We start from the raw sequence: 22,689 nt of genomic DNA on the forward strand, positions 1-22,689 counted from the left end.
ATTAAAAAAGCTACTCTTCCCCTTGAAGAATAGCACAATTAAGTATAGACGTAATTATTGGTTGGTCCATTATCGATAATGGCTGCGGGACCTTTTCATTTTTCTTTTAAGCTCTGTTATAGCTGAGTGTTGATTTCGTTGTGTTTGAAAAAATAGACGGAGAATTCCGGTTATTTTGGGAGTTCCTTATTTTATCTCCAAAAATAAGCGGAGTTTTCCGCTTATCTTATTAAAATCTTTGAATTTTTCCTTATTTGCAGCCATTAACCGGAAATTTCCGCTTATTTCAGCCTCTTAAGCCTCATCTATATACATTAACCGGAAATTTCCGCTTATTAATTCTCATACCTACACAAAAAATCAACAATAAATAATAACAGAGCCTTCTTTTAAAAAGGATTCTTTTGTATAAAATGGATTAATAATTACCTCAACAAAATGGTGTCAGTATTCATGGAGCCCGATAGAATCGAAGCTCGATTTAGTGGTTCAATCCAAAAATAAAAAACCTTTCATTCGTTAATGAAGATTCGATATTAAACCAAAAGGCAGTGGTTCGTACACTGCCTTTTAAATCATTATTTCGAATTCTAATGCAATGAAATCATACATTTATAGAATAATGCTAACGATTACACCTGAAAGGATGCTAACAAGCGTTGCGCCATATAACAGTTTTAACCCGAAGCGAGCGACCACATTTCCCTGCTGCTCATTCAGACTTTTGACCGCTCCGGTAATTATGCCGATTGATGAGAAGTTGGCGAAGGATACCAAGAATACGGAAAGAATTCCGAGTGTGCGTTCACTGAAGTGATACTTACCTCCGGATAAATCCAGCATCGCGACAAATTCATTGGTCACCAGCTTCGTTGCCATAATCCCCCCGGCATTCACCGCTTCCTTTAAAGGAATTCCCATAATAAAGGCGAAGGGTGCAAACAAATACCCTAATATCTGCTGGAAAGGAATGCTAAACAATAATTCGAACACGTGATTGATTCCTGCCATTAAAGCAATAAACCCAATCAACATAGCCCCTACTATAACTGCTACCTTAAAACCATCAAGGATATACTCACCCAGCATTTCAAAAAAGGACTGTTTTTCCAAATTCTGAATTTCCAAAATATCCTCACTTGGTTTTACCTCGTATGGATTAATGATTGAAGCGATGATGAAACCGCCGAATAAATTTAAAACCAAAGCAGTGACGACATATTTCGGGTCGATCATCGTCATATAAGCCCCAACAATCGACATCGAAACAGTCGACATCGCTGAAGCACAAAGCGTATACATACGCTGCTTTGAAATGAGGCCCAGTTGTTTTTTTAACGTGATGAATACCTCTGATTGCCCGACCATCAACGAAGCCACCGCGTTATACGATTCAAGTTTTCCCATGCCATTGACTTTACTTAATAGCAATCCGATTCCCTTCATAATAAACGGCAGGATTTTTAAATATTGAAGAATTCCAATTAATACTGAAATGAACACGATTGGCAGGAGCACAGTTAAGAAGAATGGCGCCTCTCCCTCATTCGCCATGCCGCCAAACACAAAGGAAACCCCTTCATTTGCATATTCGAGAAGTTTGTTGAAGATCGTGGAAATCCCTCGGATAATGCTTAAGCCAAATTCAGTATTCAAAAGCAGCACTGATAAAATAATTTGAATGACAATCATCATAATGATTGGTTTGACTTTTACTTCTTTTCGATTGGAGCTGGCCAACCAGGCCAAAAGCAGAACAATCAAAATACCTAAAATTGAAACAATATAGCGCATTTTTACCCTCCTGATGCATTAAAACATGATGTACACGCTTTTAATCTTGTTACAGCTGTATGGGAACCTTACACATTTTAAATTGCTTCGTATATTTTGTCCAACATTTATAAAAAAACAACCAGGCATTTTTGACTCTGGGACCTAAATGGATTCGATTTAAATGTATAAAAAACGTTTATCAGTAATATCTAATCAGAAGAGGAAGTATTTGAAACATGCTAAGGAGCGTTTGATACTGGGGGGTGCGATGTGGCTGTTTGGCATAGTTGGCTTTAGTGTATTTAATTCACGCCGCCATGATTTTTGCTAAGAACATGAAAGGAGAAAAAAGTTCGTTTTGAATAAGTTCACCTTGGGGACATGGGTTGTCAAACTGATCCCATGTCCGTAAGAAAGGAATCACCACAAGAAAGAAAAATCGAACATTACATGTTATCCAATAATCCTACTTAACTCTTTCGCTATGACCATTCTCCCCTGCTTATTCAGGCATTTAATTGACATGCCTCTTCTTCTGGCTGAATTTTCAATTAACCGTAACTCTTGGTACATCGACTTAGACAGTATTCCTTTTTCAATATTTCTCTGTAATTGATAATAAAATCCCGCTAACATCTCTTCAGGAAGGCAATCGTAAAGAGATGTTCTATCCATGAAATGAATTTGCTTATCCTTCAAATGAATAACCTCCATTAATCACAAACCGGCCATTACCTCATGTTAGCCAATTATAAATTTCCACTATAGTTTTCTCCGGATTGCCATTCCCATTTATATAATACAGAGATGTGTTGCTGTTGCTCAGTTCCTTAATAATTTTTTTATAAAATGAATGAGCAAATACAGAAGTATTGATAAATACCGCATCCACACGTTTAGTTTTTGATATATCTCGATTAATCTCATCTACCTCGATAAACTCAATGGTAGGCAGATGCTCAATTAATTTTTGCTGCCAAGTTGTTGAACCGCCAAATATAATAATTCTCTTATTTTCAATAAATTCAGTCATGACGTTCAGTGGCGGCGTTTTTTCTGAGTCCATCTGTTCTTCACGGTAGGCGAAATTTCTGAGAGCATGAACCTCATTGGTGTAGTCTTCTATGCTCTGAATTTGCTGATCCAATTGACGAATTTTCGCCTGCGCCTCCCAGAGCTCACTCGTCAATCCAGCAATCTCCTGTTGCTGCTTCTTAACAGTGCGTTCCCACTCTTGCCTCTTCCGTATTAGCTTGGATTCCTGTTCATTGATTTCTGTTTCTCTTGATTTCATTTCAAGATAGTAATCAAATTTCGAGTGATCCAAATAAAGTTTTTTTGTATCATGATAAAGCGAACCAAGGCATTTAAGATACAGGCACGTGATAAAAAACAAATCCTGGTCTTCTTCCGTAATGTGATTATATTTTTGGGCATAAAGAATTTCTAAAAAGACCGTATCCAGATCGTGTTTTGTCAAAGGAATCTGTTCAGTTGCATCCAACTCATGAATGTTCAGCGTTTTGAACCAACCGCCGATGGCTCCAATATATTTTGCCGGTTTATCTTGAAATACCCTTTGCTCTGCCTGAACGGAAGAACAATCGGGATCAGTTTCATAGATTCTTTTTAAGGTGTCACTTATCAGATACTCCAACAATTCCCCTAACGAAGTAAATCGGGGATTTTTCGGTATGTTGTATTTTTTATATAGACGAGAAATCTCCTCTTTATGTTTCACCATCATATCCTTGGAAAAAATAACTTTTTGCATGTTAATTTCATTTAAAGTTGTACCCAATACCGATTGAAAGGATTTCCAGGCCACATTCTCTGTATTAAACGGTCGTTTTTCCCGAACACACAGATACCAAAGCACGATATTTTGGTATACCAGCTCAACTTCTTTAACAGTCTCACTTTTTTTTCTTCTGGAAAATGTCCGCATAAAATGGTCAAAATCAATGTAAGTATGCTGCTTTAAGTATTGATAAACGAACTTGTATCCCTTTTTAATAAGTGATTGAATTTTGGAAAAATCATTGGTTTGTTCCGACAAGGCTACAATCCCTGCCACTTGTCTAATTTTTTCCTCATTTTGCGTGGAATACATGGAAAACAGAGGATTTCCCTTTAAACCACTGCTTGTGTATGCCTCATAATATTCCCATTCATTCTTTCGGTACAACGCTTCAATATATGGGTGCAAATACGAATTTCCACCTAATGCAATGATGAAAAATTGTTTTAACATAATCGATTCCTGCGGAAGATTCTCTATTTGATACGCCATTGCTATTTACCTCATTTTATGGAGATATTTATTTAAACCAGATAAGATTATTTCACCATGTTTAACTATGTTAAGTAAATAATACCACAACACTGTTCACAAAACCTTAACAAAACTTAACAAAACCAAACAAAACCCAACGAATTTAAGGGTGGTTCACTGCTTCCGTTCAAAGAAGGTTCATAATAAAGAATAAACAACTATGTTAAAATTTAGTTAATAGGTCTGGAAATGACGGGAATGGGGATGAGAAATTGAAAAATGGATGGAATACCCTCTATTTGTTCGTGCTTGGCATTATCGCGGTCTACACAGGGGAACTCGTTACGTTTATTATGTTAGGGATTATTTTAATCAGCCTAAATAATATTAATTCAACTTTGAAGGAAATTTTAAAAGCTACCAAAAAATGAAGCAAGGGATGATCTCTTGCTTCATTTTTTATCTCAGTAAACGATGAAAATAACATCCCATGCACACTACAGGATAATATTGGAATTATATGAAGTTTTAATACTATAATAAAGATGTATTCATTATTTGGACAAGGGGGATAAGGATGGCGACAATCGATTTGCAGAAAAAGACTGTAAAAATCGTCTTAGAAAAAAAGAATCTCGTGAAAGTAACCGCTCGGGTTGGCCTGGTTCTTGATATCACGGGTTCCATGAGAAACCTGTATAAAAATGGAACAGTCCAAAGAGTTGTCGAGAGAATATTGGCAATGGCCGCCCAGTTTGATGATGATGGCGTTTTGGATGTGTGGGTGTATGACAATGAATTTTCCAGATTAAAGCCAGTAACCGAAAGGGATTTTGAAGGCTATGTGAATCGAATTATTCTAGAGGATGATTTAGTACATAAATTTGGAAGGAATGATGAGCCGCCTGTCATGAAAGACGTATTGAAAAAGTATCTAGAAGAAGACCCTTCGCAAGATCCGGCTTATATTGTATTTATTAATGATGGCGGCTGCAAGAAATCGATTAAACCACTAATTGAAAGCTCCGCTAAGTATCCGATCTTTTGGCAGTTTGTCGGCATTGGGAACGGGAATTTTGATTTCTTAAGAACACTAGATACGATGGAAGGTAGAGTAGTGGATAACGCGAATTTCTTCCATATTGACGACATCGATCAAATTTCAGATGACAAGCTTTACGATGCATTGTTATCTGAATTCCCGGGCTGGCTAAAGGAAGCAAGGGAAAAAGGGATTCTGAAAGTGGCAGAACCAAAGCCGCCAACAAACCCCTCACCTGTTGAGAAAAAACAAGGATTTTGGAATAGAGTTTTGGGGCGATAAAAACCCCTGCTAGCAATAATTAGGAACACCTATTTGGGTGTTCCTTTTCAATCCTACAGTCTATCCAATCGGCAACTCCACAATAATAGTTGTCCCTTCATTTTCCTTACTCCTTACATGAATATGGCCTTCATGCAGGTCAATGATGGTCTTGACGATTGATAACCCAAGCCCAGTACCCTCTATTGTTCGAGTGCGTGCCATGTCTGCCCGGTAAAACCGTTCAAATACCCTTTCAACATCCGCCTCTTTCATACCGATTCCGGTATCAACAAAGGCGACGTAAATGGATGCACTTCTTTCTTTCAAGGTAATCTCGATACTGCCATTCGGTTTATTATATTTAATCGCATTTGATAACAAATTATCCCAAACAGTATTCAGCAACGATGGATCGCCAATCATCTCTATTTCTGGCAACGAGTAGCTAAGCATGATTCCTTTTTCACTAATGGACCATTGGTGATTCCGCACCAATTCCTTAATTTGCGCACCGACATTAAATCGCTTTTTCTTCAGGATATCTTCATTTCGGTCCAACGAGGCGAGCAGTAGCAATTGTTTGGTTAACGTGGACAGCCGGCGGATTTCACCGTTAATAATACCAACGTACTGGGACCGTTCCTCTTTCGTGGCTGAATCCTTATCCAACAAGTTGGTATACCCTTTAATGTTCGAAAGCGGTGACTGGATATCATGCGAAATATTTGAAATAAAGTCCTTCCTCATGTCTTCCACTTGTTCCAATTGTCGCGCCATCTTCATAAAACTGTGGGAAAGCTCTCCCAACTCATCGTGGCGAGTGCTATCCAGTTTGACCCTAAAGTTGCCATTTTCCAGCGACTTTGTTGCTATCGTCAGGTCCGATATAGGTTTGACCAAATATCTTGTATTAATGATGACCATTACCATCGTCAACACAAACGCGATGAGGATAATCCAGCCAAATAAAACATGCATCTCGTTAAAAAGGAATTTGATATCAGGCCGGACAAAGAGCGCAAATTGCTTGTCATTATGCCGCAACGGTACCCCAATGGTATTTTTTAGTTCATTAGCAAAAAACCCCGTAACAAAGGTTTCCTGTGGATAATGAAGAATACCATGAAAAATTTGGCCATTTAAAACGGTCTGGATTGTTGCCGCGGAAAGACTCTTATCCCTAAAGTCTTCTCCAAAATAAGTTCTCGTACCTTGATCGTCCACCAAACAAATTTGATAACCCACCGCCGCAATACTAGCCAAATATTCTTTCAGGTTGATGTTTTCATGGTTTTCGGCAAATGTTACTATATCCAGAGCCACATTTGTGTTTTTCTCATCGTTATAGGGTTTTAATTTTTGCTGATAATACGTATTGGAAATCAAAAATGCAAGAATAAAGCTGAAGAACATCATGCCACTTGTGATGACGATAAATTTCACATAAAGTGTTTTCATCCCCGTTGGACCTCCAAAAAGTATCCAACCCCGCGGACTGTCTTGATCTTAAAATCATCAGTTAACTTGGCAAAACGCTCCCGTAATCTTTTGATATGCACATCGACTGTTCGTACGTCCCCTTCATAATCCAATCCCCAAATTTGTTCAATCAAGTCCTCTCTAGAAAACACTTGCTTCGGGTTGGAAGCCAAATAATATAGAAGTTCAAACTCTTTTAATGGTAGAAGTAAGGTTTTGTTTCCGATTTGAACTTCATAGCTCTTTTTATTGATGGTTATGCCGCCAATCTTCAGCAACGAATCCTCATTTTGCTGGTCGTATCTGCGCAGCATTGCTTTGATGCGAAAACTGAGTTCCTTTGGTTCAAATGGCTTGACCAAATAATCATCCGTTCCGGCCAGAAAGCCTCGTTCCTTATCCTCGATTTGGCTTTTTGCTGTCAAGAGAATCACAGGAATGTCATACCGTTTGCGAATCTCTTTTGTCAGCTCATAGCCATCCATGAATGGCATCATTACATCCACTACAGCTAAATCACAAGCTTCCTTTTTTAAAACTTCCAGCGCCTCGATGCCGTTTTTTGCTTGCGATACGTGATAGCCCTCTTCAAACAAGTGAATTTCTACAAACCTAATTATATTAATATCATCGTCAACAATTAAAATATTTTTCATGTCTGAACCCCTACTTTAGTATACCGTTTATTTTTTCTCTCTATAAAACAATGTGAGAAGGAAAAAGGCAATGAAGCTTGCAAGCAGCGCAACGCCGCCGCCAATATAGCAGATTAACGTAATCGCTTCTGGCAGTTCAAAAGGTTTCACCATGTATAACCACATGCCTACTGTTAAACCAACAGAACCAATTATTGCGCTCCAGACATGCACTTTTGTCACAATGCCTTCCGCTGTTGGAAAAACCTTATAATACACAGCCCATGCAAATAGGCTTAACCAACCAACGACCAGAATATGAGCATGAACAGGACGGAATGCATAAGAGCCAGAGCCGGCCATATGTGCCCCTAGTATGGCTCCTACCACGCCAAACATTCCTGCAAATCGTAGTAATAATACACTATTTTTATTCATAACCTTTCTCTCCCTCTTTTATTTTTTTAGTTCGGTAAAACATGTCCGTCACTCATTTTAATAATGTGATCCACATAGGTCAGCATCTCTTCGTCATGTGTCACAATTAACGCCGCAATGTTCAACGTTTTCGTTACCTCACGGATGAGCTGCATAATATCCTTGGATCTATTTGAATCCAGACTGGCGGTGGGTTCATCAGCGAATAGAAGCTTTGGTTTATGAATCAAGGCGCGGGCAATCGCGACTCGTTGCTTCTCCCCGCCTGATAAGGACGAAGGATACGCCGTTTTCCGGTGCTCCATCCCAACTAACTTTAGCATTCTGTCAATTTCTTTTCGTTGTTCACGTTTGGCCATTTTCGCTTCAGCCACATCCAACATGAGCTGAAGCTGTTCTTCCACGGTAAGAAAAGGGACCAGGTGGGCAAATTGAAACACAAACCCAAATTGGCTGGCACGAATTTTTCGGACTTGCTCTGAACTCATAGACGTCAGATTTTCCCCTGCAAAATTTACTCTCCCTTCTGATGGCGTTTGCAAACCCGCCGCAATCGTCAGCAGGGTGCTTTTCCCTGAGCCCGATGCCCCGACCAATGCGTTAACCTCCCCTTCCTTAAGCGAGAGGTTTACTCCTTTAAGGATTTCTTCCTCTATTTCACCATTAGTAAAGGTTTTTCTCACTTCATCTACTGTAAATAGTTGCATTTTACATCTCTCCTTGTTGAATCGCTTGTATTGGTTCCACTTTTTTAATTTGAATACCGGATAGGGTAGCGCCGATAAACCCAATTGTTATAAAGACACCAGACAATAGCACGGTTGTTTCTGTCGTTAAACTAAATGGGATGTCCTTAGGTGCGAATGTATTGAAGGTGTGGCTGAGCGTGATTGATATAGAAAGTGCGATGATTGTAATCAACACCATTTGTGTCCACATCATTTTGAACAACGCACTTGTTTTCATGCCGATTGCTTTTAAAATTCCGTACAGGCCAACTTTTTGAACATTCATCATATAGAAAAAGATTGCAAACAACATGCCGCTAATAACCACTAAAAACCAAGTAATCATATTTAGGGACAGCTGTTCTGCTTTATAACTTGCAATTGTATTTAGAAATTGTTTTTGCGAGAAAGCTTCCAAGCCAGCGAAATTTGCTCCATTGGTATCCCCGGGTACAAATATCAATTGCATCTCAGTAACTCGGTACATTTCTTTAAAGTCATCCATATTGATAAATGCCACTGGCGCATGGCTGAACTTACTGTCTTCGGCAAAGCCTTTTACAGTAAATTCTCCTTGTAGTTGATTATTCGTTAATGTATCGCCGACTTTAATGCCTTCTTTCTTCATGGAAATATCGAGGACAATTTCTCCTCTTTTTACCTTTGGAAACAATTTGGTGTCTGTTGCCGTTACAAAGGCCACACTCTGCTGCTTGTCAACAGCATCATTTATGAAGCCCATTTGAATCGAAAGGGCAGTTGCATCTTTCTGTTGTGATAAAATTTTGTCTTGTAGACTATCGTCAATTCTTGACAGTCCGAAAGTCTGATTTGCCTCTTTGGTCATATAAAATTGCCCGTCCGGCAAATTTTTGATTAAAGCTGCGTTGTCATGTGACAACCCATTGGCCAAACCAGAGATTATAAACGTTAATAAGCTAACGAGTAGCACAATTGATCCCAGAATTAAAAACCGCACTTTGTTTTTTTTCATTTCCTTCCACGCCATATTCATCATGATTCCTCCCATCGTTTTGATACTCATAGTGTAATGTCGCAGTATGAACGGAAGATGAACAAGAAGTTACATATTTGTTTGTTGGGATTGTTTTGTTGAATTGCTTGGGAAAAATGGTGAGGTGCGGGTAAACTGGAAAAGCGCCTGTAATTACTTGCCGTTTGGTAAGATTGACCAATTAATGGTATTATTTTTTCAAAAGATTAGGTTGGGGGTGCGTAGCTGTAATGAAAATGGCGTTTATTTCTGATATTCACGGGAATGGTGTTGCCTTGGATGCGGTCCTTGCGGATATTGCACGGAAAAAAGTGGACAAAATTTACGTCCTGGGAGACATTTGTTATCGCGGGCCGGAACCGAAGCGGTCACTGGAATTAGTTCAGGCTCTTCAAACTGAAGTCATTAAAGGAAATGCCGATGAGTGGGTAGTACGCGGCGTTCGCGAAGGGGAGGTCCCTGATAAAGCGTTGGAATTAATGAATACCGAGCGGCAATGGACGGTTGAAAAACTAGACCCGGCTGACCTCCAATATCTCGAAAACCTGCCAACCCACTTAAACATGACTGTGGACGGAATCAAAGTCGCTGCGTTTCACGCAACGCCAGATAGTTTGTTCGAAATCGTCCTGCCAAATGCTGACGACGACACCATCCTGTCCGAGTTGATGAAGCCTGCCGATGCGACCGTTTATTTGTACGCCCATATTCATCGGCCATATATTCGCTATATTAACGGAAAAGTGATCATGAACATTGGCAGCGTAGGGTTACCGTTTGATGGCCTGACCAAAGCATCTTATGGATTAGTAGAAATTGAGCAGGGCAATATCCAAACATCGATCCAGCGGGTTACCTACAATTTTGAAAAGGTCATCAGACTTTACGATGAAGTGGAATATCCCAATCAAGACGTGATGAAAGCAGTTATTCGAAACGCAAAAATCTAACCCAGAAACTAAACATGCATGCGAAAAAGGGAATAGCATAGGCAGCTGTTCCCTTTATAGTATCAGCAGAACGGTTCCCGCCGTGATAACAATCCCACTGATTATCGTATGCTTGGCTGCCTTTTCTTTTAGAACAATGAAACTTAAAATCATCGTCAGCACGACGCTGAATTTATCAATCGGTGCGACAACAGAAACCTTTCCCATCGCAATGGCGGCAAAATAACATAACCACGATAGGCCCGTCGCAACCCCGGACAGAATTAGAAACAAGTATCCCTTCTTTGTAATCTTGTTCAATTCCTTATGCGTTCCTTTGAAAAAAACAATTGCCCAGGCAAATAACAGGATAACTATTGTTCTGAGGAAAGTAGCCAAATTTGAATCGACATCTTCCATCCCGATTTTCGCCAGTATCGAGGTCAAAGCGGCAAAGACTGCCCCAATAATGGCATACACTATGTAGATTTGCGAGCCAGCGAAGCGTTTCTTTTCTTCATTTTTTCCTATTAATACAAAGGTACCAATGGCAATAATCGCTCCTCCCGCCAATACCAGCGGTTCGGCCGGCTCGCCAAGAACGAGGATGGAAAATGCAATCGTCAATACGACACTTGCTTTATCAATAGGAACGACCTTGGACACATCACCGATGGCCAGTGCTTTAAAGAAAAACAACCATGACAAGCCTGTTGCCAAACCGGAAACCAAAATGAACCATAATGCCCTTGTGCTAATCTGCATGACGGAATCCAGTTGGCCGGTGACAATCACGACAATAAATGCCATGATTAAGACAACAATCGTCCTTATTGCCGTAGCCAGGTTGGAATTTACTTTCTCAATACCGATTTTAGCCAGGATGGCGGTGAGCGATGCAAAGACTGCTGCTAATAATGCTAAAATGATACTCATTTATGTGACTTCCTTTAATGATATATGAAGCGGTTCCTTTTCATAAATTCAGTATATCGTTTTATTCTAAAAATAAACAAATTTACCTACAGCAAGGAAAATGTTCTATTCGTACTATTTCCAAAAAAACGACCTCATCATATAAAAGAACCCCAATCGTAATTCGTTTACGATTGGGGTTCTCATTCCATTGAACTAGCTGCGTACCGGTTGTGTTACTTTTACCAACGCTGGAGCTTGTTCCTTTACGGTACTTGGTGTTCTCATAAATAACGAACAGATTAATGTAATGACTGAAATTCCCGTAACAAAATAGAAGGCATATTTTACGCCGGCAGCTAATATTTCGCCCTGACCGGCTTCTGGAGTGCCTGCTGCAAAACTATTTTGGCCTGCTGTAAGCAGTGTAATGGCAATAGCTGTGCCTGCTGCACCAGCTACTTGATTCAATGTATTCATGGCGGCCGAGCCGTCTGCATACAACTCACGTGGCAATGCATTGAGTCCATTTGTTTGCGCCGGGATGGTTACCATCGTTAACCCGAAGAACAATACCATAAATGCTACAATGATTTGCCAAGCAGGTGTTGTCGCTGAAATAGTCGCAGCAAACATGATATTTCCAATCAATACAATGATTGAGCCAACGATTGTTAATTTACGCGGCCCAATTTTATCGAACAGCGTGCCGACAATCGGTGACATAACCACGTTAACGGCATTACCAGGAAGCAGCAATAAACCCGCCACTGCTGCACTAAATAATAAAGAGCCCTTTAAATACATCGGCAATAAAATACCAACTGATAAAATCACTAAAATGCTTAAGAACATCATCGCTGTTCCTAATGTGAACATAGAGTTACTGAAAACACTTAAATTAATCATTGGCTTATCCATTGTCTTTTGACGAACTCCAAATAAGACAAGAGCAATAATTCCTATCAGCAAAGACACCCATACGATAGGAGTTGTAAAAGGCGCTCCTGCCATAGAAGCCAATCCATAAATTAATCCGCCAAATCCGGCTGTTGATAAAACGATGGATAGACCATCGATTTTAGGTTTCGTAATTTCCCCGACATTTTCGATTTTTAATGTGGCCGCAAGAGTCAAAATGACATAAAAAGCAGCGCTAATCCAGAAAATGTAATGCCAGCCTAATGTACTTATAACAACACCTGAAAGGGTCGGTCCTAAAGCAGGCCCTAATGTAATCACAAGACCCATGATCCCCATGACTACCCCACGTTTATGAACCGGAAAAATAATTAATAGAACACTTACCATGACCGGCATGATGATACCTGTTCCGACCGCTTGGACAATTCGGCCAGTTTCCAAGATGACAAAATTTGGAGAAACTGCCGCTAGAACCGCCCCTGCCATTGATATGATAAGTCCACCAATGACTAATTGGCGAGTACTAAACCATTTCATTAAAAGTGCTGATATCGGCACCAAAATCGCCAATGTTAATAAATATCCTGTTGTCAGCCATTGTGCAGTGGCTGCTTTTATTGAAAATTGCTCCATCACATTTGTTAATGCCATATTTAAGGCAGTCTCGCCAAATAATCCGATAAGGGCCCCCAGCATTAAGATGGCCGCCATTACCTTTGGACTTTTTACTTTAATTTGTGTACTCATTTAAATCTCCTTTTTATTCAATAGACCAGTCTCTGGTTGCAAAGTTTATCCATTTTGTAGCACACCCCCGAATACTAACGTTCTCCACTATATCAAGAATTTTTTCATAATGTCAACCGGGTTGACAATATATTTTTATTTAAGTTGCACTCAGTATTTACCTACAAGCCCCAATCGAGCTTCAATATTTGATTGAGTAATTGGAATTTTTCATCGCCTATTTCATCTATGATTTTTTTAACGAGATCGGCCTTTATCGACTGGTTTTTTTCGTAGCATTCTTCACCTAGTTCTGTTAACTGAATGCATTTATCCTTTTTGTTATTTTCTAAGCTGCTTATTACTACTAAACCCTTTGACTCCAGGCTTTTGATGAATTTATGGGTTGCTTGGCGGGAAATATCCACACTTTTTGTCACATACGAAATAGTTGGCTTACTTTTATAAATCCTTGCCATAATAAACCATTCTGAATTTGATAAATAGATGTCACTGTTATCGTTCCATACTTTTTCAATAATTCTGCGAAGTTGAATATGACGTTCACTTAATAAGTCAATAAAATCTAATTTATGTAAATTTGTTTCCAACGTATTCACCTCATTTTGTCTCTTTGGCTATTACTATACGAAAGCGCTTCAAAATTGTCAACAAAGTTGACGATTTACGAAAATTATGATAAAATTATTTGTAAACTTGGTTAACGATTTATAAGATAGGAGAGATAAAATGTTTCATATTGGAGATGTAATTATCTATTCCGAACATGGCTTATGCGAAATTGAAGATATATGTGAAAAAACCATATATGATGTTACCAGAACGTATTATGTGATGCATCCTCTAGGAGATACAAAATTAACCATCAGCACCCCTGTCGATAGCGATAAAGTTCTGATGCTCGAGTTGTTGAACCGTGACGACGCCGTGGGAATTATTGATTCCTTTAAAGAGCCAGGTGCAAAATGGATCGAAGATATTAGACAACGTAATATGAAATACCACACGGTGGTTAAATCGGGGAATCGCAAGGATATTGCCCAAATTGCCAATACGTTAATGAGGAAAGAACGTGAACTTGGCCAAAATAATAAGAAGCTCTATGATCAGGACCGTAGGCTCTTAAATACCATCCAAACGATATTATTTACCGAACTTACGACGTCATTAGATACTAATGTTGAAGAGATAAGGAACAGGATCACAAGCGTGATCCCGTAATGGAAGCAGGAGACAGTTCCCCTGCTTCGTTTATTTACTTAAATGATAAGGTACAGTCGTGATAATAACGTTCCTTCTATACAATAAATATGCGCGAATCAGTAAACTGGATTGATTATGAAGAATGTTCTCCCAATTATTCTTCGGAATAAATTGCGGAATAATCACGGTAACCTGATAGTTTGCCTCGCTCGCTTTTTTTTCTACCGTATCAATAAATTTGGTTAATGGATGAATGATACTTCTATAATGGGAATGCAATGTTACCAGTCTAATATCGGGCTGCCACTTCTTCCATTTTTCCTCAAACTTCTGTTCATCCTCTCTTTCAAACGCGACATATACAGCAATAATTTGGTCGGGTGAAAGGGATTTTGCATAGTTCATCGTATTTTCGACCACATGCGTGATCCCAGCCACTGGTACAATCATGACATTCCCTTCAATTTCCGTAATTGGCTCACCGGCAGTAATCCTGAGCTGCTCCCCAACTGCTTCATAATGTTTTCGAATCCGATGAAACAGGATAATGATAAGCGGCAAAAAGATTAAGACCGGCCACACCTGCGGAAATTTTGTTAAAAAGAAAATGATGGTGACAGTAAAACTGATTAGCGCCCCGGTAGTATTGATGATAAATTTCGGTACCCAGCCAGCAGGTTTTTCGCGGAGCCATTTTACCATCATCCCGGATTGCGATAAGGTAAACGGCACAAATACCCCCACTGCATAAAGCGGAATAAGGTGCTCAGTTTCTGCATGGAATGCTGCTATTAGCAAAATCGATGCCAATCCAAGTATAATAATTCCATTTGAGTACCCCAATCGGTCTCCTCTAATCAGGAACATCCTTGGAATGAATTTATCCTTCGCCAGGTTCACCGCCAGTAACGGAAAGGCGGAATAACCGGTGTTTGCTGCCAGAATTAAGATTAAGGCAGTCGTTCCTTGGATAAAGAAGTACATGAAATTCCGCCCAAATACTTCCTCGGCAATTTGCGAAACTACCGTTACCTCTGCTCTTGGTGCAATCCCATAAAAATAAGCCAATGTTACAATTCCTGAAAACAGCACCGCAAGCAGGATACCCATAGCCATTAAAGTTTTTGCAGCATTAACAGGGGCGGGTTCTTTGAAATTGGGAATCGCATTGGAGATGGCTTCTACCCCTGTTAACGCTGAGCTTCCTGAAGCAAATGCCCTCAAAAGGATGAACAAACTGACTCCAGCCACAGGGGTTCCAATCGGTGTATGCAAATTGGCAGAAACATCCCCTGTCATCACATGCCAAAGACCGACACCAATCAAAATGAACAAGGCGAGCACAAACAGGTATACAGGGTACGCTAAGATGGAAGCCGATTCCGTGACCCCTCTTAAATTTAAAATTGTTAGAAATAGGACAAAAGTGACGGCAATCGCAACATTATGGCCATGCAAATTCGGAAAAGCAGAAGTAATCGCATCCGTTCCGGCGGACACACTAACCGCAACTGTCAGGATATAATCAACTAATAACGACCCCCCGGCTACCAATCCAGGGTTCACGCCCAGATTACTTTTTGAAACGACATATGCCCCGCCGCCGTGAGGATAGGCAAAGATGATTTGCCGATACGATAAGATAAGCGCCGTTAAGAGAATTAATACTCCCACCGCGATTGGAATCGAATACCAAAGTGCAGCAGCTCCGATTGTAACGAGAACAATCAAAATTTGTTCCGGGCCGTAAGCGACAGATGACAGCGCATCCGAAGACAGGATGGCCAATGCCTTTGTCTTATTGATTCGTTGTTCCCCTAATTCATGTGTTTTTAAAGGCCTCCCAATTAGAAACCGTTTGATGAAAGAAAGCATGGTTGACTCACCGTCCAAAAGTTTATAGCTTATTTTCCCCATTTAATAAGTAAATTTCGATGTTGAAGTTTTATTTTTTCGAATAAAAAAAGTGTCCACAAGTCAAACTAAATAGACCTGTAGACACTCTTATTTTATTAGCGTCACAAGTTCCACCTTCCTTCTCATATAACGCTTACGAGGTTAGCTGTCGGATTCGGACCTTGAGTAGCCCTACCTTCAAAAGGATTCACCCCATGGAATAAGGCATAAAGCCTTAACTGGTTCCCCCGCACCAATCGGTTTCAGCGATTTAGAAATATGAAACAATGAAAATAGTACTACTGTATTCCATTAATGTAAATAAAAACTTTTACGTGGAGGATTTACATGACTAAACAAAATAAACCTCTATTATCTGATGAATTTCTCAATGAATTAGCGAAAGAAATTAACGAACAATATGGCTGGACAGTAAAAGAACAAAATGATGAACCGAAATCGTTTCTTTCTCCTGATCGCTAAATAACGGCCTTCTCATCTTTTTTCCCTCCATGGAGGGGCCATAAAATTCCACTTTGCTTAGCTTTTGCCAAAAGAGAGTTTTTTATGAAATCAGGTTATATGTTAAACTGAATGTAATAGGCTTTGGAATGGAGGTGGCAGTAATGGCACGGGAACGTAAATTTTCGACGGAGGAACTTTATCAATGTACCAAGCAGTTGCTGCTAGAGCATGGGTATGAAGGCTTTACCTTCAGCCTGCTGGCAGATCGGCTCGAGGTTTCTCGCGGGGCGATATACAAATACTTTGAAAATAAAGAAGAACTGATTACGGAATTTATGCTTGATGAAATGAAACATTTCCTTGCTGAACTTAAGGAAATCGCTGTATTGGACGACTTTGACAAGCAGTTTGATTTCTTGTTCAGGCTTATTTTTAAAAATATCAACATCCAACAGCTCATTGAGATTGGCAAACAAATTCCTTTGTCCACAAGTGAAAAGGTTCGAACTAATATACTGAAGCTTGAGGCCATGCATTTGGAAATGTACAAATATATGCAAAACTTTGTATCGCTGGGAAAGTCTGAGAAAAAGCTCAAGTCCCAAATCCCTGATACGCTGGTGCTAGGGATGATTTTTCAAACAGTAGCCATTCCCAATCATTTTGGCATCCCACACGATACCTGGGTCAAGTCGATTAAAGAGATTATCAGTCACGGTATGTTCCAAAATAAATAAATTGACACCATTGTCACTATAAAAGATAATGAGTATGACAATGGTGTCATTTATTTTTTACCAAAAGTGACACAACTGTCACTTTAACTTCTACAGAAGGGTGGGTTTATTATATGAAATCATTCTTACAATCTATCACCGACCGAGTCTCGACGAAAAAAGGGATGTGGATCACGCTTGGAATCTGGTTAGCGGTGACCATGCTGCTGGCTGTCTTTGCCCCAGGCGCCAAGGAATATGAAGTGTCAAACATCCAAACTATTCCCGATGACGCACAGTCCGTAATTGCCCAAGGGAAAGTAGATCATTATTTCAAGGATAATGAAGGGATTCCCGCCATTCTTGTTTTTCAAGCTGAGAATGGAAAGAAAATTGACGTCCCTCAGCTGGTGGGAATTGTCCAACAGATTGAGGAGGCAAAAATTGAAGGCGTTGACCAGGTCGTGCCGCTGTCGAAACTGCCACCACAAGCAGTTGCCGGTTTCTTCTCTAAAGATCAAACCACGGCCATTCTTCCAATAACAATTGATTCAGCACTGGAGAATAAAGAAATTCAAGATGTGGAAAAAGCCATCCATAAGGTTGTTAAGGATAACTCCGATTTAACCTTGTATGTGACCGGCCCAGCCGGGATTGCCACCGACACATTGGATTTGTTTTCACGGGCGGATGTCGTCCTAATTTTATCAACAGTAGGATTAATCCTCGTTCTGTTAATTGTTATTTACCGCTCGCCGCTCTTGGCGTTGATTCCATTGTTAACTGCAGGATTCGTGTATGAAGTAGTAATGCAAACGCTTGGCCTGATGGGTAAAGCTGGCTTGGTTTTGAGCAGCCAAACACTGTCAATAATGACAATTCTCTTATTTGCAGCCTTGATCGATTATTCACTATTTGTGTTCTCCCGATTTAGGGAAGAATTGAAAAAGCATGATGATAAATTTGAGGCAATGAAGCTAGCAATGCGAGAAGTTGGTACCCCTGTCTTCTACTCCGGCGGAACAGTGCTGGCCGCTATGCTGGTGTTATTTTTTGCCCAGTTCGGAGACTATCGGAACTTCGCGCCAACATTTGCAACGACCATGCTGATTATCATGCTCGCATCGGTCACTTTGGTTCCGGCGATGTTTGCCCTTTTCGGTAGAAAATCGTTCTGGCCAATGATCCCGAAGGTAGGGCAAACTGCGATTAAAAGCAATTCTTTCTGGAGCCGAGTCGGGCGCTTCGTTGCAGCAAAGCCAGGGCTATCCGTTGTGATAGTCGGATTGGTCCTGCTCTTGTCGGCAAGCAATATGGTGAATTTGAAATATGAATTCGATACGATGAAGTCCTTCCCGAAAGATATGCCATCACGGATGGGCTATGAAATTCTTGAGGATAAGTTTGAAAAAGGTGACCTTGCCCCTACCACTGTGTTATATGAGGGTTCTGAGCCGCTTACGGCAGAACAGCAGGAGTCTTTGAAAAATAAACTGGCGGAACAGGATATGGTAGGTTCTGTACGGGTAAATGGTGTTGCGGATGAAGGCAAAGTCGTGCAATACAGCCTGACTTTTGCAGAAAATCCGTACTCCGCTAAGGCAATGGATGCTTTGGAGTCGATGCTGGACCGCTCGGATAAGCTTGCTGATGGTGCGGGTGTGGATGGGAAGCTTTATTTTGCCGGGGAGACAGCCACGAAGGTCGATGACCGTTCGATTAATGACAGGGATTTGATTGTGATTGTCGCGTTGGAAACACTGTTGATTTTTGTAATGTTGATTAGTTTGACCCGCTCAATTCGTATGTCAATTTATATGATTGGAACGATTTTAATTTCCTTCCTTGCCGCCCTTGGGCTGGGGATGTTCTTAAGCAACTTGTTCTTTGATATCGACACCATCAGCAACCGGGTTCCGCTTTATTCGTTCGTCTTCTTGATTGCGCTGGGCATCGATTATAATATCATGCTAATTTCGCGATACCAAGAGGAACGGGCGAAGCATTCAGTTAAGGAAGCGGTAGAAATTGCTGTCGCTAGCACAGGCGGAGTGATTTCTTCTGCAGGACTTATTCTGGCAGCGACCTTTGCGGTCCTGATGACCCAGCCGATCCAGTTATTGTTTGTGTTCGGCTTTATCGTCGCCATCGGCATTTTGCTGGATACCTTCCTTGTGCGCGGCGTTTTGCTGCCGGGATTGATTGTGTTGTTTGAGGGGAAGAAGGAGAAAAAGGCCGAGACTGCACGTTGATAGTTGTAAATGAGAAAGCGGACCGGCTTTGGTCCGCTTTTTCTTATTAAATGGTTTTTGTTTTTAATGATTCAATTCTTTCGCAGTTTCCGCCTTATCGGGTATATTTAATAAGACAACGCCGCCTATAATGAGGACAATTCCAGAAAACGATAGAATGTTAAACAACTCTCCCCACACTAAAACACCTATTAAAGCGGTCAGCGCTGTTCCCACTCCTGACCATATGGCATAGGCGATACTTAAAGGAATTTTAGTTAGTGCTTTTGCAATAAAGTAAAATGAAAGTCCATACCCGACAACAACGCCAATTGAAGGAAGCAGGACAGTGAATCCATCCGACAATTTGAGCATGGTCGTCGCCAATACCTCACAAATAATTGAAATGGCTAAAAAAAGAGACCCTCTCATCTTTTCACTCTCCTAATGCACCCTGCCAAAGTTTAATAGTATAACCCCAAAAATAATTAGGGTGATCCCAATGAATTTTTTTCGGTTAAATTTTTCTTTATAAAAAGTAATGCCCACCATAGCCGTGAGCGCAGTGCCTAAACCTGCCCAAATCGCATATGCCATCCCAAGCGGCACCGTTTTTAATGCTAAAGATAACGCATAGAAAGCTATTCCGTATCCGATGACCACTCCGAGAGACGGCAGAAGTTTTTTAAAGCCGTTTGTGGCTTTAAGCATAGAGCTGCCGAACACCTCACTTAAGATAGCCAACAGCAAAAGTCCATAAGCATTCATCACTAGCCCTCCATTTGCAAAAAGACTCCTATTTATTGTACAGGAAACTGTATGGTTTTCGGTGACTAATTATTTTTATTTTGACAACTTTATAGTCGGACTTTTTGCCCAAAATGGTAATCTTCCTGTAAAATTATGCTAGTAAATATTAATAATGGGGTGAGACAAGTGATAGATTTAAGTTTTAAGCCGACACTTGTGGGGGAAAAAGTTATTTTGAGGCGTTTTAATGTTATGGAGGATTTCCCCTATTTGGTGGAATGTTTGCAGGATCCCGAGGTTTTAAAATTTACGGGCGGCTCCGATGATTTTGATAGAGAAAAAATCATGAATTGGTATAATACGAGAAATGAACAAACTGATCGGTTGGACCTTGCAATCGTGGATAAATCCCTTAATAACTTGGTTGGGGAAGCGGTGGTCAACGAATATGATCAAGTCAACCATAGCATGAATTTTAGAATCCTCATTGGCCCCAGGGGGAGAAATCGGGGGCTGGGATCGGAAGCAACACAACTGATCATCGATTATGTATTTGAGAATACTGATTTGAATCAACTTACTTTAGGTGTGTATGCATTTAACCCTAGAGCGATAAAAGTCTATGAAAAAATGGGATTTGTCGTTGATAGTGTCGATAAAAAAGATCTAGAGTATGAGGGCGAATGGATTGATGCCTTTAATATGAAGTTGACGCGTGAAAAGTGGATGAATAATAAATAGGCTGGATGCAGGCGGCTCAGTTTGCTTTGAACTGAGCCGTTTTTTTGTTACAAAGTTGTGAACTTTGTAGATATATTCTAAAATTTGTAGATATATTTGAAAAATTGTAGATATCCTCCGAGATTTTGTAGATATCTCCTAAAAATTGTAGATATATTCCTAAATTAGTAGAAACCATTCTCATTTACCGCGGAGGCTTTTTTTCATCTTGAAGGTCCCCATCCAAGTATTTTCCCAAAGTCTCCCGATCAACCAATTCCCTAATCGCCCGAATGATAGGGTCAAAATTGGAATAATTCTTTCCGTATTCGAGGTTAAATTCATAGTCAAAATCGGACGGATTTTCACCTTGGTTATGCTGGATGATGGTCTCGATTTTATCAAGTGCTTTGACCAGTTTCGCTTCTTTCGTTTCCGCTTGATTATATTCATGCCATAATGCCAGAAATTGCTGCTGCATTTTCACCGAAAGCGGTGCGATTAAACACTCAATCGCTTCCTCTTCTCCCTTTAGTTTTTCCTGTGGCTGTACGGCCAGTTTCGCGGAAAAATCACCTTCATAAGCTTCCCCCAAGTCATGGATTAAAGCCATCCGAAGGACTTTATTAAAATCAATTTCAGGAAAAAATTCCTCCAGCACCAGCGTAAACAGACTTAGACGCCAGGAGTGTTCGGCGATGCTTTCCTGCCTCCCGGAACTAGTCCACGCAGTCCTTGTATTGATTTTTAAACGTTCCAGTTCTTTAATAAAAGTCATGATATTCCTGATGTCTTCCATAAGAATACTCCTTTTTTTAGAATAAAAATGTTTTAATGGCAAGCCCTCCTAGCCACGTACAAGTTTATACTGATTCACTGGCCGGCCAACTCCGCCATATTCAATGACAATTTCCACTTTCCCGCTCTGCTCCAAATATTCCAGGTACCGTCTGGCAGTCACCCGGGCGATGCCGATTCCTTCCGCAACGGCTTCTGCCGAAGTGGCCTCGTCCTGATTTTTCAAAAAATCAATGACTTTATCTAAAGTAAGAGCATTTAGTCCCTTCGGCAGTTCCCCTTTATCTTGCCGGCCCTGATGAAACAACAGGCCATCCAACTCTTGCTGGGAAATGGAATCTCTTTTTAAAAAGCTTTGATGGTACGTTTTATAATTTGTGAGCGCCTGCTGAATACGGTCAAATTTAAATGGCTTCATAATATAATCGACGGCACCGAGCTGTAGCACCCCGCGGACGGTTTCCATATCACTTGCCGCTGTCACCGCAATTACATCGGTCCCCAACTCTTCAGAGCGGATTTGTTTAATCGTCGTCAGCCCGTCCTGATTAGGCATATAAATGTCGACAAACGCCAGATCAGGCTTTTCCTTCTTTATCAGCTCAACGCCTTCCTTCCCGTTTGCAGCGCAGCCGATGACCTTAAAGCCCTCTACCCTCTCGACAAACTGCCGGTTTATTTCTTGGACCATCGGGTCGTCCTCAATTAACAGCACTGTAATCAACTCACTAGCCATCACGAAA

24 protein-coding genes and 1 riboswitch are annotated in these 22,689 nt (G+C 40.5%); of the genes, 8 read left to right on the forward strand and 16 right to left on the reverse strand.

The features are described 5' to 3' along the window. Positions 1 to 612 precede the first annotated feature (612 nt). From AR334_RS04595 to AR334_RS04605, 3 genes are all read right to left on the reverse strand, one after another. Positions 613 to 1,794, reverse strand: coding sequence for a NupC/NupG family nucleoside CNT transporter (locus AR334_RS04595; protein WP_066305812.1), 1,182 nt, complete (start codon positions 1,792 to 1,794; stop codon positions 613 to 615). 435 nt (positions 1,795 to 2,229) lie between these two features. Continuing rightward, positions 2,230 to 2,475 carry a hypothetical protein gene (locus AR334_RS04600; protein WP_172799151.1) on the reverse strand — a complete coding sequence of 82 codons (246 nt, stop codon included), beginning with the start codon at positions 2,473 to 2,475 and terminating at the stop codon, positions 2,230 to 2,232. A gap of 37 nt (positions 2,476 to 2,512) precedes the next feature. Beyond that, a complete protein-coding gene (locus AR334_RS04605) occupies positions 2,513 to 4,069 on the reverse strand; it encodes a hypothetical protein (RefSeq protein WP_066305818.1) in 1,557 nt (518 codons plus the stop codon). A gap of 254 nt (positions 4,070 to 4,323) precedes the next feature. Here AR334_RS04605 and AR334_RS29845 point away from each other — a divergent pair, with 254 nt between their 5' ends. Then, entirely contained in the window at positions 4,324 to 4,482 is a 159-nt protein-coding gene (locus AR334_RS29845) for a hypothetical protein (protein WP_172799158.1), read from the forward strand. A 146-nt stretch (positions 4,483 to 4,628) separates the two neighbouring features. Then, complete coding sequence (locus AR334_RS04610) at positions 4,629 to 5,375, forward strand: VWA domain-containing protein (RefSeq protein WP_066305825.1); 747 nt, start codon at positions 4,629 to 4,631, stop codon at positions 5,373 to 5,375. Between the two features lie 60 nt (positions 5,376 to 5,435). Here AR334_RS04610 and AR334_RS04615 read toward each other — a convergent pair whose 3' ends face one another. From AR334_RS04615 to AR334_RS04635, 5 genes are read right to left on the reverse strand one after another with little or no spacing between them, the layout of a single operon-like run. Then, the gene (locus AR334_RS04615) at positions 5,436 to 6,815 is read right to left on the reverse strand and encodes a cell wall metabolism sensor histidine kinase WalK (RefSeq protein ID WP_066305832.1); all 1,380 of its coding nucleotides are present in this window, start codon (positions 6,813 to 6,815) and stop codon (positions 5,436 to 5,438) included. After that, the gene (locus tag AR334_RS04620; protein WP_066305839.1) at positions 6,812 to 7,492 is read right to left on the reverse strand and encodes a response regulator transcription factor; all 681 of its coding nucleotides are present in this window, start codon (positions 7,490 to 7,492) and stop codon (positions 6,812 to 6,814) included. The genes AR334_RS04615 and AR334_RS04620 overlap by 4 nt, the downstream gene beginning before the upstream one ends. A gap of 27 nt (positions 7,493 to 7,519) precedes the next feature. Continuing rightward, complete coding sequence (locus AR334_RS04625; protein WP_066305846.1) at positions 7,520 to 7,909, reverse strand: hypothetical protein; 390 nt, start codon at positions 7,907 to 7,909, stop codon at positions 7,520 to 7,522. 26 nt (positions 7,910 to 7,935) lie between these two features. Next, positions 7,936 to 8,616, reverse strand: a complete 681-nt coding sequence (locus tag AR334_RS04630; RefSeq protein ID WP_066305849.1) for an ABC transporter ATP-binding protein — start codon at positions 8,614 to 8,616, stop codon at positions 7,936 to 7,938. A gap of 1 nt (position 8,617) precedes the next feature. After that, entirely contained in the window at positions 8,618 to 9,652 is a 1,035-nt protein-coding gene (locus tag AR334_RS04635; RefSeq protein ID WP_066305861.1) for an ABC transporter permease, read from the reverse strand. Positions 9,653 to 9,882: 230 nt separating this feature from the next. Here AR334_RS04635 and AR334_RS04640 point away from each other — a divergent pair, with 230 nt between their 5' ends. After that, the gene (locus AR334_RS04640) at positions 9,883 to 10,602 is read left to right on the forward strand and encodes a metallophosphoesterase (RefSeq protein WP_066305867.1); all 720 of its coding nucleotides are present in this window, start codon (positions 9,883 to 9,885) and stop codon (positions 10,600 to 10,602) included. A 54-nt stretch (positions 10,603 to 10,656) separates the two neighbouring features. Here AR334_RS04640 and AR334_RS04645 read toward each other — a convergent pair whose 3' ends face one another. From AR334_RS04645 to AR334_RS04655, 3 genes are all read right to left on the reverse strand, one after another. Next, a complete protein-coding gene (locus AR334_RS04645) occupies positions 10,657 to 11,517 on the reverse strand; it encodes an EamA family transporter (RefSeq protein ID WP_066305870.1) in 861 nt (286 codons plus the stop codon). Between the two features lie 195 nt (positions 11,518 to 11,712). Next, positions 11,713 to 13,167 carry a DHA2 family efflux MFS transporter permease subunit gene (locus AR334_RS04650; protein WP_066305879.1) on the reverse strand — a complete coding sequence of 485 codons (1,455 nt, stop codon included), beginning with the start codon at positions 13,165 to 13,167 and terminating at the stop codon, positions 11,713 to 11,715. A 161-nt stretch (positions 13,168 to 13,328) separates the two neighbouring features. Beyond that, a complete protein-coding gene (locus AR334_RS04655; protein ID WP_066305884.1) occupies positions 13,329 to 13,757 on the reverse strand; it encodes a MarR family winged helix-turn-helix transcriptional regulator in 429 nt (142 codons plus the stop codon). A 139-nt stretch (positions 13,758 to 13,896) separates the two neighbouring features. Here AR334_RS04655 and AR334_RS04660 point away from each other — a divergent pair, with 139 nt between their 5' ends. Beyond that, the gene (locus AR334_RS04660; RefSeq protein ID WP_066305887.1) at positions 13,897 to 14,388 is read left to right on the forward strand and encodes a CarD family transcriptional regulator; all 492 of its coding nucleotides are present in this window, start codon (positions 13,897 to 13,899) and stop codon (positions 14,386 to 14,388) included. A gap of 30 nt (positions 14,389 to 14,418) precedes the next feature. Here the strand turns inward: AR334_RS04660 and AR334_RS04665 are convergent, their stop codons facing one another. Then, positions 14,419 to 16,245 carry an APC family permease gene (locus AR334_RS04665; protein ID WP_066305891.1) on the reverse strand — a complete coding sequence of 609 codons (1,827 nt, stop codon included), beginning with the start codon at positions 16,243 to 16,245 and terminating at the stop codon, positions 14,419 to 14,421. Positions 16,246 to 16,401: 156 nt separating this feature from the next. Continuing rightward, positions 16,402 to 16,545: riboswitch (cyclic di-AMP (ydaO/yuaA leader) on the reverse strand. A 69-nt stretch (positions 16,546 to 16,614) separates the two neighbouring features. Between AR334_RS04665 and AR334_RS29380 the strand changes: the two genes are divergently transcribed. The 3 genes from AR334_RS29380 to AR334_RS04675 all read left to right on the forward strand — a co-directional run bounded on the left by AR334_RS29380 (position 16,615) and on the right by AR334_RS04675 (position 19,699). Continuing rightward, entirely contained in the window at positions 16,615 to 16,749 is a 135-nt protein-coding gene (locus AR334_RS29380; protein WP_156431178.1) for a hypothetical protein, read from the forward strand. A 143-nt stretch (positions 16,750 to 16,892) separates the two neighbouring features. Beyond that, on the forward strand, positions 16,893 to 17,468 hold the full coding sequence (locus AR334_RS04670; RefSeq protein ID WP_066305895.1) for a TetR/AcrR family transcriptional regulator: 576 nt from the start codon (positions 16,893 to 16,895) through the stop codon (positions 17,466 to 17,468). 113 nt (positions 17,469 to 17,581) lie between these two features. Beyond that, positions 17,582 to 19,699, forward strand: a complete 2,118-nt coding sequence (locus AR334_RS04675) for an MMPL family transporter (protein ID WP_066305898.1) — start codon at positions 17,582 to 17,584, stop codon at positions 19,697 to 19,699. A gap of 63 nt (positions 19,700 to 19,762) precedes the next feature. Here AR334_RS04675 and AR334_RS04680 read toward each other — a convergent pair whose 3' ends face one another. Both AR334_RS04680 and AR334_RS04685 read right to left on the reverse strand, forming a co-directional pair. Further along, positions 19,763 to 20,110 (reverse strand): multidrug efflux SMR transporter, encoded by a 348-nt coding sequence (locus AR334_RS04680; RefSeq protein ID WP_066305901.1) that lies wholly within the window; start codon positions 20,108 to 20,110, stop codon positions 19,763 to 19,765. Positions 20,111 to 20,122: 12 nt separating this feature from the next. After that, complete coding sequence (locus AR334_RS04685; protein WP_066305903.1) at positions 20,123 to 20,446, reverse strand: multidrug efflux SMR transporter; 324 nt, start codon at positions 20,444 to 20,446, stop codon at positions 20,123 to 20,125. A gap of 168 nt (positions 20,447 to 20,614) precedes the next feature. Here AR334_RS04685 and AR334_RS04690 point away from each other — a divergent pair, with 168 nt between their 5' ends. Beyond that, the gene (locus AR334_RS04690) at positions 20,615 to 21,169 is read left to right on the forward strand and encodes a GNAT family N-acetyltransferase (RefSeq protein ID WP_066305905.1); all 555 of its coding nucleotides are present in this window, start codon (positions 20,615 to 20,617) and stop codon (positions 21,167 to 21,169) included. A 184-nt stretch (positions 21,170 to 21,353) separates the two neighbouring features. On the opposite strand, the gene AR334_RS04695 is transcribed toward AR334_RS04690, so the two are convergent. Further along, the gene (locus AR334_RS04695) at positions 21,354 to 21,947 is read right to left on the reverse strand and encodes an HD domain-containing protein (RefSeq protein ID WP_066305907.1); all 594 of its coding nucleotides are present in this window, start codon (positions 21,945 to 21,947) and stop codon (positions 21,354 to 21,356) included. A 48-nt stretch (positions 21,948 to 21,995) separates the two neighbouring features. Beyond that, complete coding sequence (locus AR334_RS04700; protein WP_156431203.1) at positions 21,996 to 22,670, reverse strand: response regulator; 675 nt, start codon at positions 22,668 to 22,670, stop codon at positions 21,996 to 21,998. Positions 22,671 to 22,689 lie beyond the last annotated feature (19 nt).

Source organism: Bacillus sp. FJAT-29814, assembly GCF_001510715.1.
Taxonomy (GTDB): domain Bacteria; phylum Bacillota; class Bacilli; order Bacillales; family Cytobacillaceae; genus Neobacillus.

Excerpts from the sequence above, each read along its gene's own strand:
- AR334_RS04595 (WP_066305812.1), bottom strand. The coding sequence starts at position 1,794 with ATGCGCTATATTGTTTCAATTTTAGGTATTTTGATTGTTCTGCTTTTG.
- AR334_RS04605 (WP_066305818.1), bottom strand. The coding sequence starts at position 4,069 with ATGGCGTATCAAATAGAGAATCTTCCGCAGGAATCGATTATGTTAAAA.
- AR334_RS04610 (WP_066305825.1), top strand. The coding sequence starts at position 4,629 with ATGGCGACAATCGATTTGCAGAAAAAGACTGTAAAAATCGTCTTAGAA.
- AR334_RS04615 (WP_066305832.1), bottom strand. The coding sequence starts at position 6,815 with ATGAAAACACTTTATGTGAAATTTATCGTCATCACAAGTGGCATGATG.
- AR334_RS04620 (WP_066305839.1), bottom strand. The coding sequence starts at position 7,492 with ATGAAAAATATTTTAATTGTTGACGATGATATTAATATAATTAGGTTT.
- AR334_RS04625 (WP_066305846.1), bottom strand. The coding sequence starts at position 7,909 with ATGAATAAAAATAGTGTATTATTACTACGATTTGCAGGAATGTTTGGC.
- AR334_RS04630 (WP_066305849.1), bottom strand. The coding sequence starts at position 8,616 with ATGCAACTATTTACAGTAGATGAAGTGAGAAAAACCTTTACTAATGGT.
- AR334_RS04635 (WP_066305861.1), bottom strand. The coding sequence starts at position 9,652 with ATGAATATGGCGTGGAAGGAAATGAAAAAAAACAAAGTGCGGTTTTTA.
- AR334_RS04640 (WP_066305867.1), top strand. The coding sequence starts at position 9,883 with ATGAAAATGGCGTTTATTTCTGATATTCACGGGAATGGTGTTGCCTTG.
- AR334_RS04645 (WP_066305870.1), bottom strand. The coding sequence starts at position 11,517 with ATGAGTATCATTTTAGCATTATTAGCAGCAGTCTTTGCATCGCTCACC.
- AR334_RS04650 (WP_066305879.1), bottom strand. The coding sequence starts at position 13,167 with ATGAGTACACAAATTAAAGTAAAAAGTCCAAAGGTAATGGCGGCCATC.
- AR334_RS04660 (WP_066305887.1), top strand. The coding sequence starts at position 13,897 with ATGTTTCATATTGGAGATGTAATTATCTATTCCGAACATGGCTTATGC.
- AR334_RS04665 (WP_066305891.1), bottom strand. The coding sequence starts at position 16,245 with ATGCTTTCTTTCATCAAACGGTTTCTAATTGGGAGGCCTTTAAAAACA.
- AR334_RS29380 (WP_156431178.1), top strand. The coding sequence starts at position 16,615 with ATGACTAAACAAAATAAACCTCTATTATCTGATGAATTTCTCAATGAA.
- AR334_RS04670 (WP_066305895.1), top strand. The coding sequence starts at position 16,893 with ATGGCACGGGAACGTAAATTTTCGACGGAGGAACTTTATCAATGTACC.
- AR334_RS04675 (WP_066305898.1), top strand. The coding sequence starts at position 17,582 with ATGAAATCATTCTTACAATCTATCACCGACCGAGTCTCGACGAAAAAA.
- AR334_RS04680 (WP_066305901.1), bottom strand. The coding sequence starts at position 20,110 with ATGAGAGGGTCTCTTTTTTTAGCCATTTCAATTATTTGTGAGGTATTG.
- AR334_RS04685 (WP_066305903.1), bottom strand. The coding sequence starts at position 20,446 with ATGAATGCTTATGGACTTTTGCTGTTGGCTATCTTAAGTGAGGTGTTC.
- AR334_RS04695 (WP_066305907.1), bottom strand. The coding sequence starts at position 21,947 with ATGGAAGACATCAGGAATATCATGACTTTTATTAAAGAACTGGAACGT.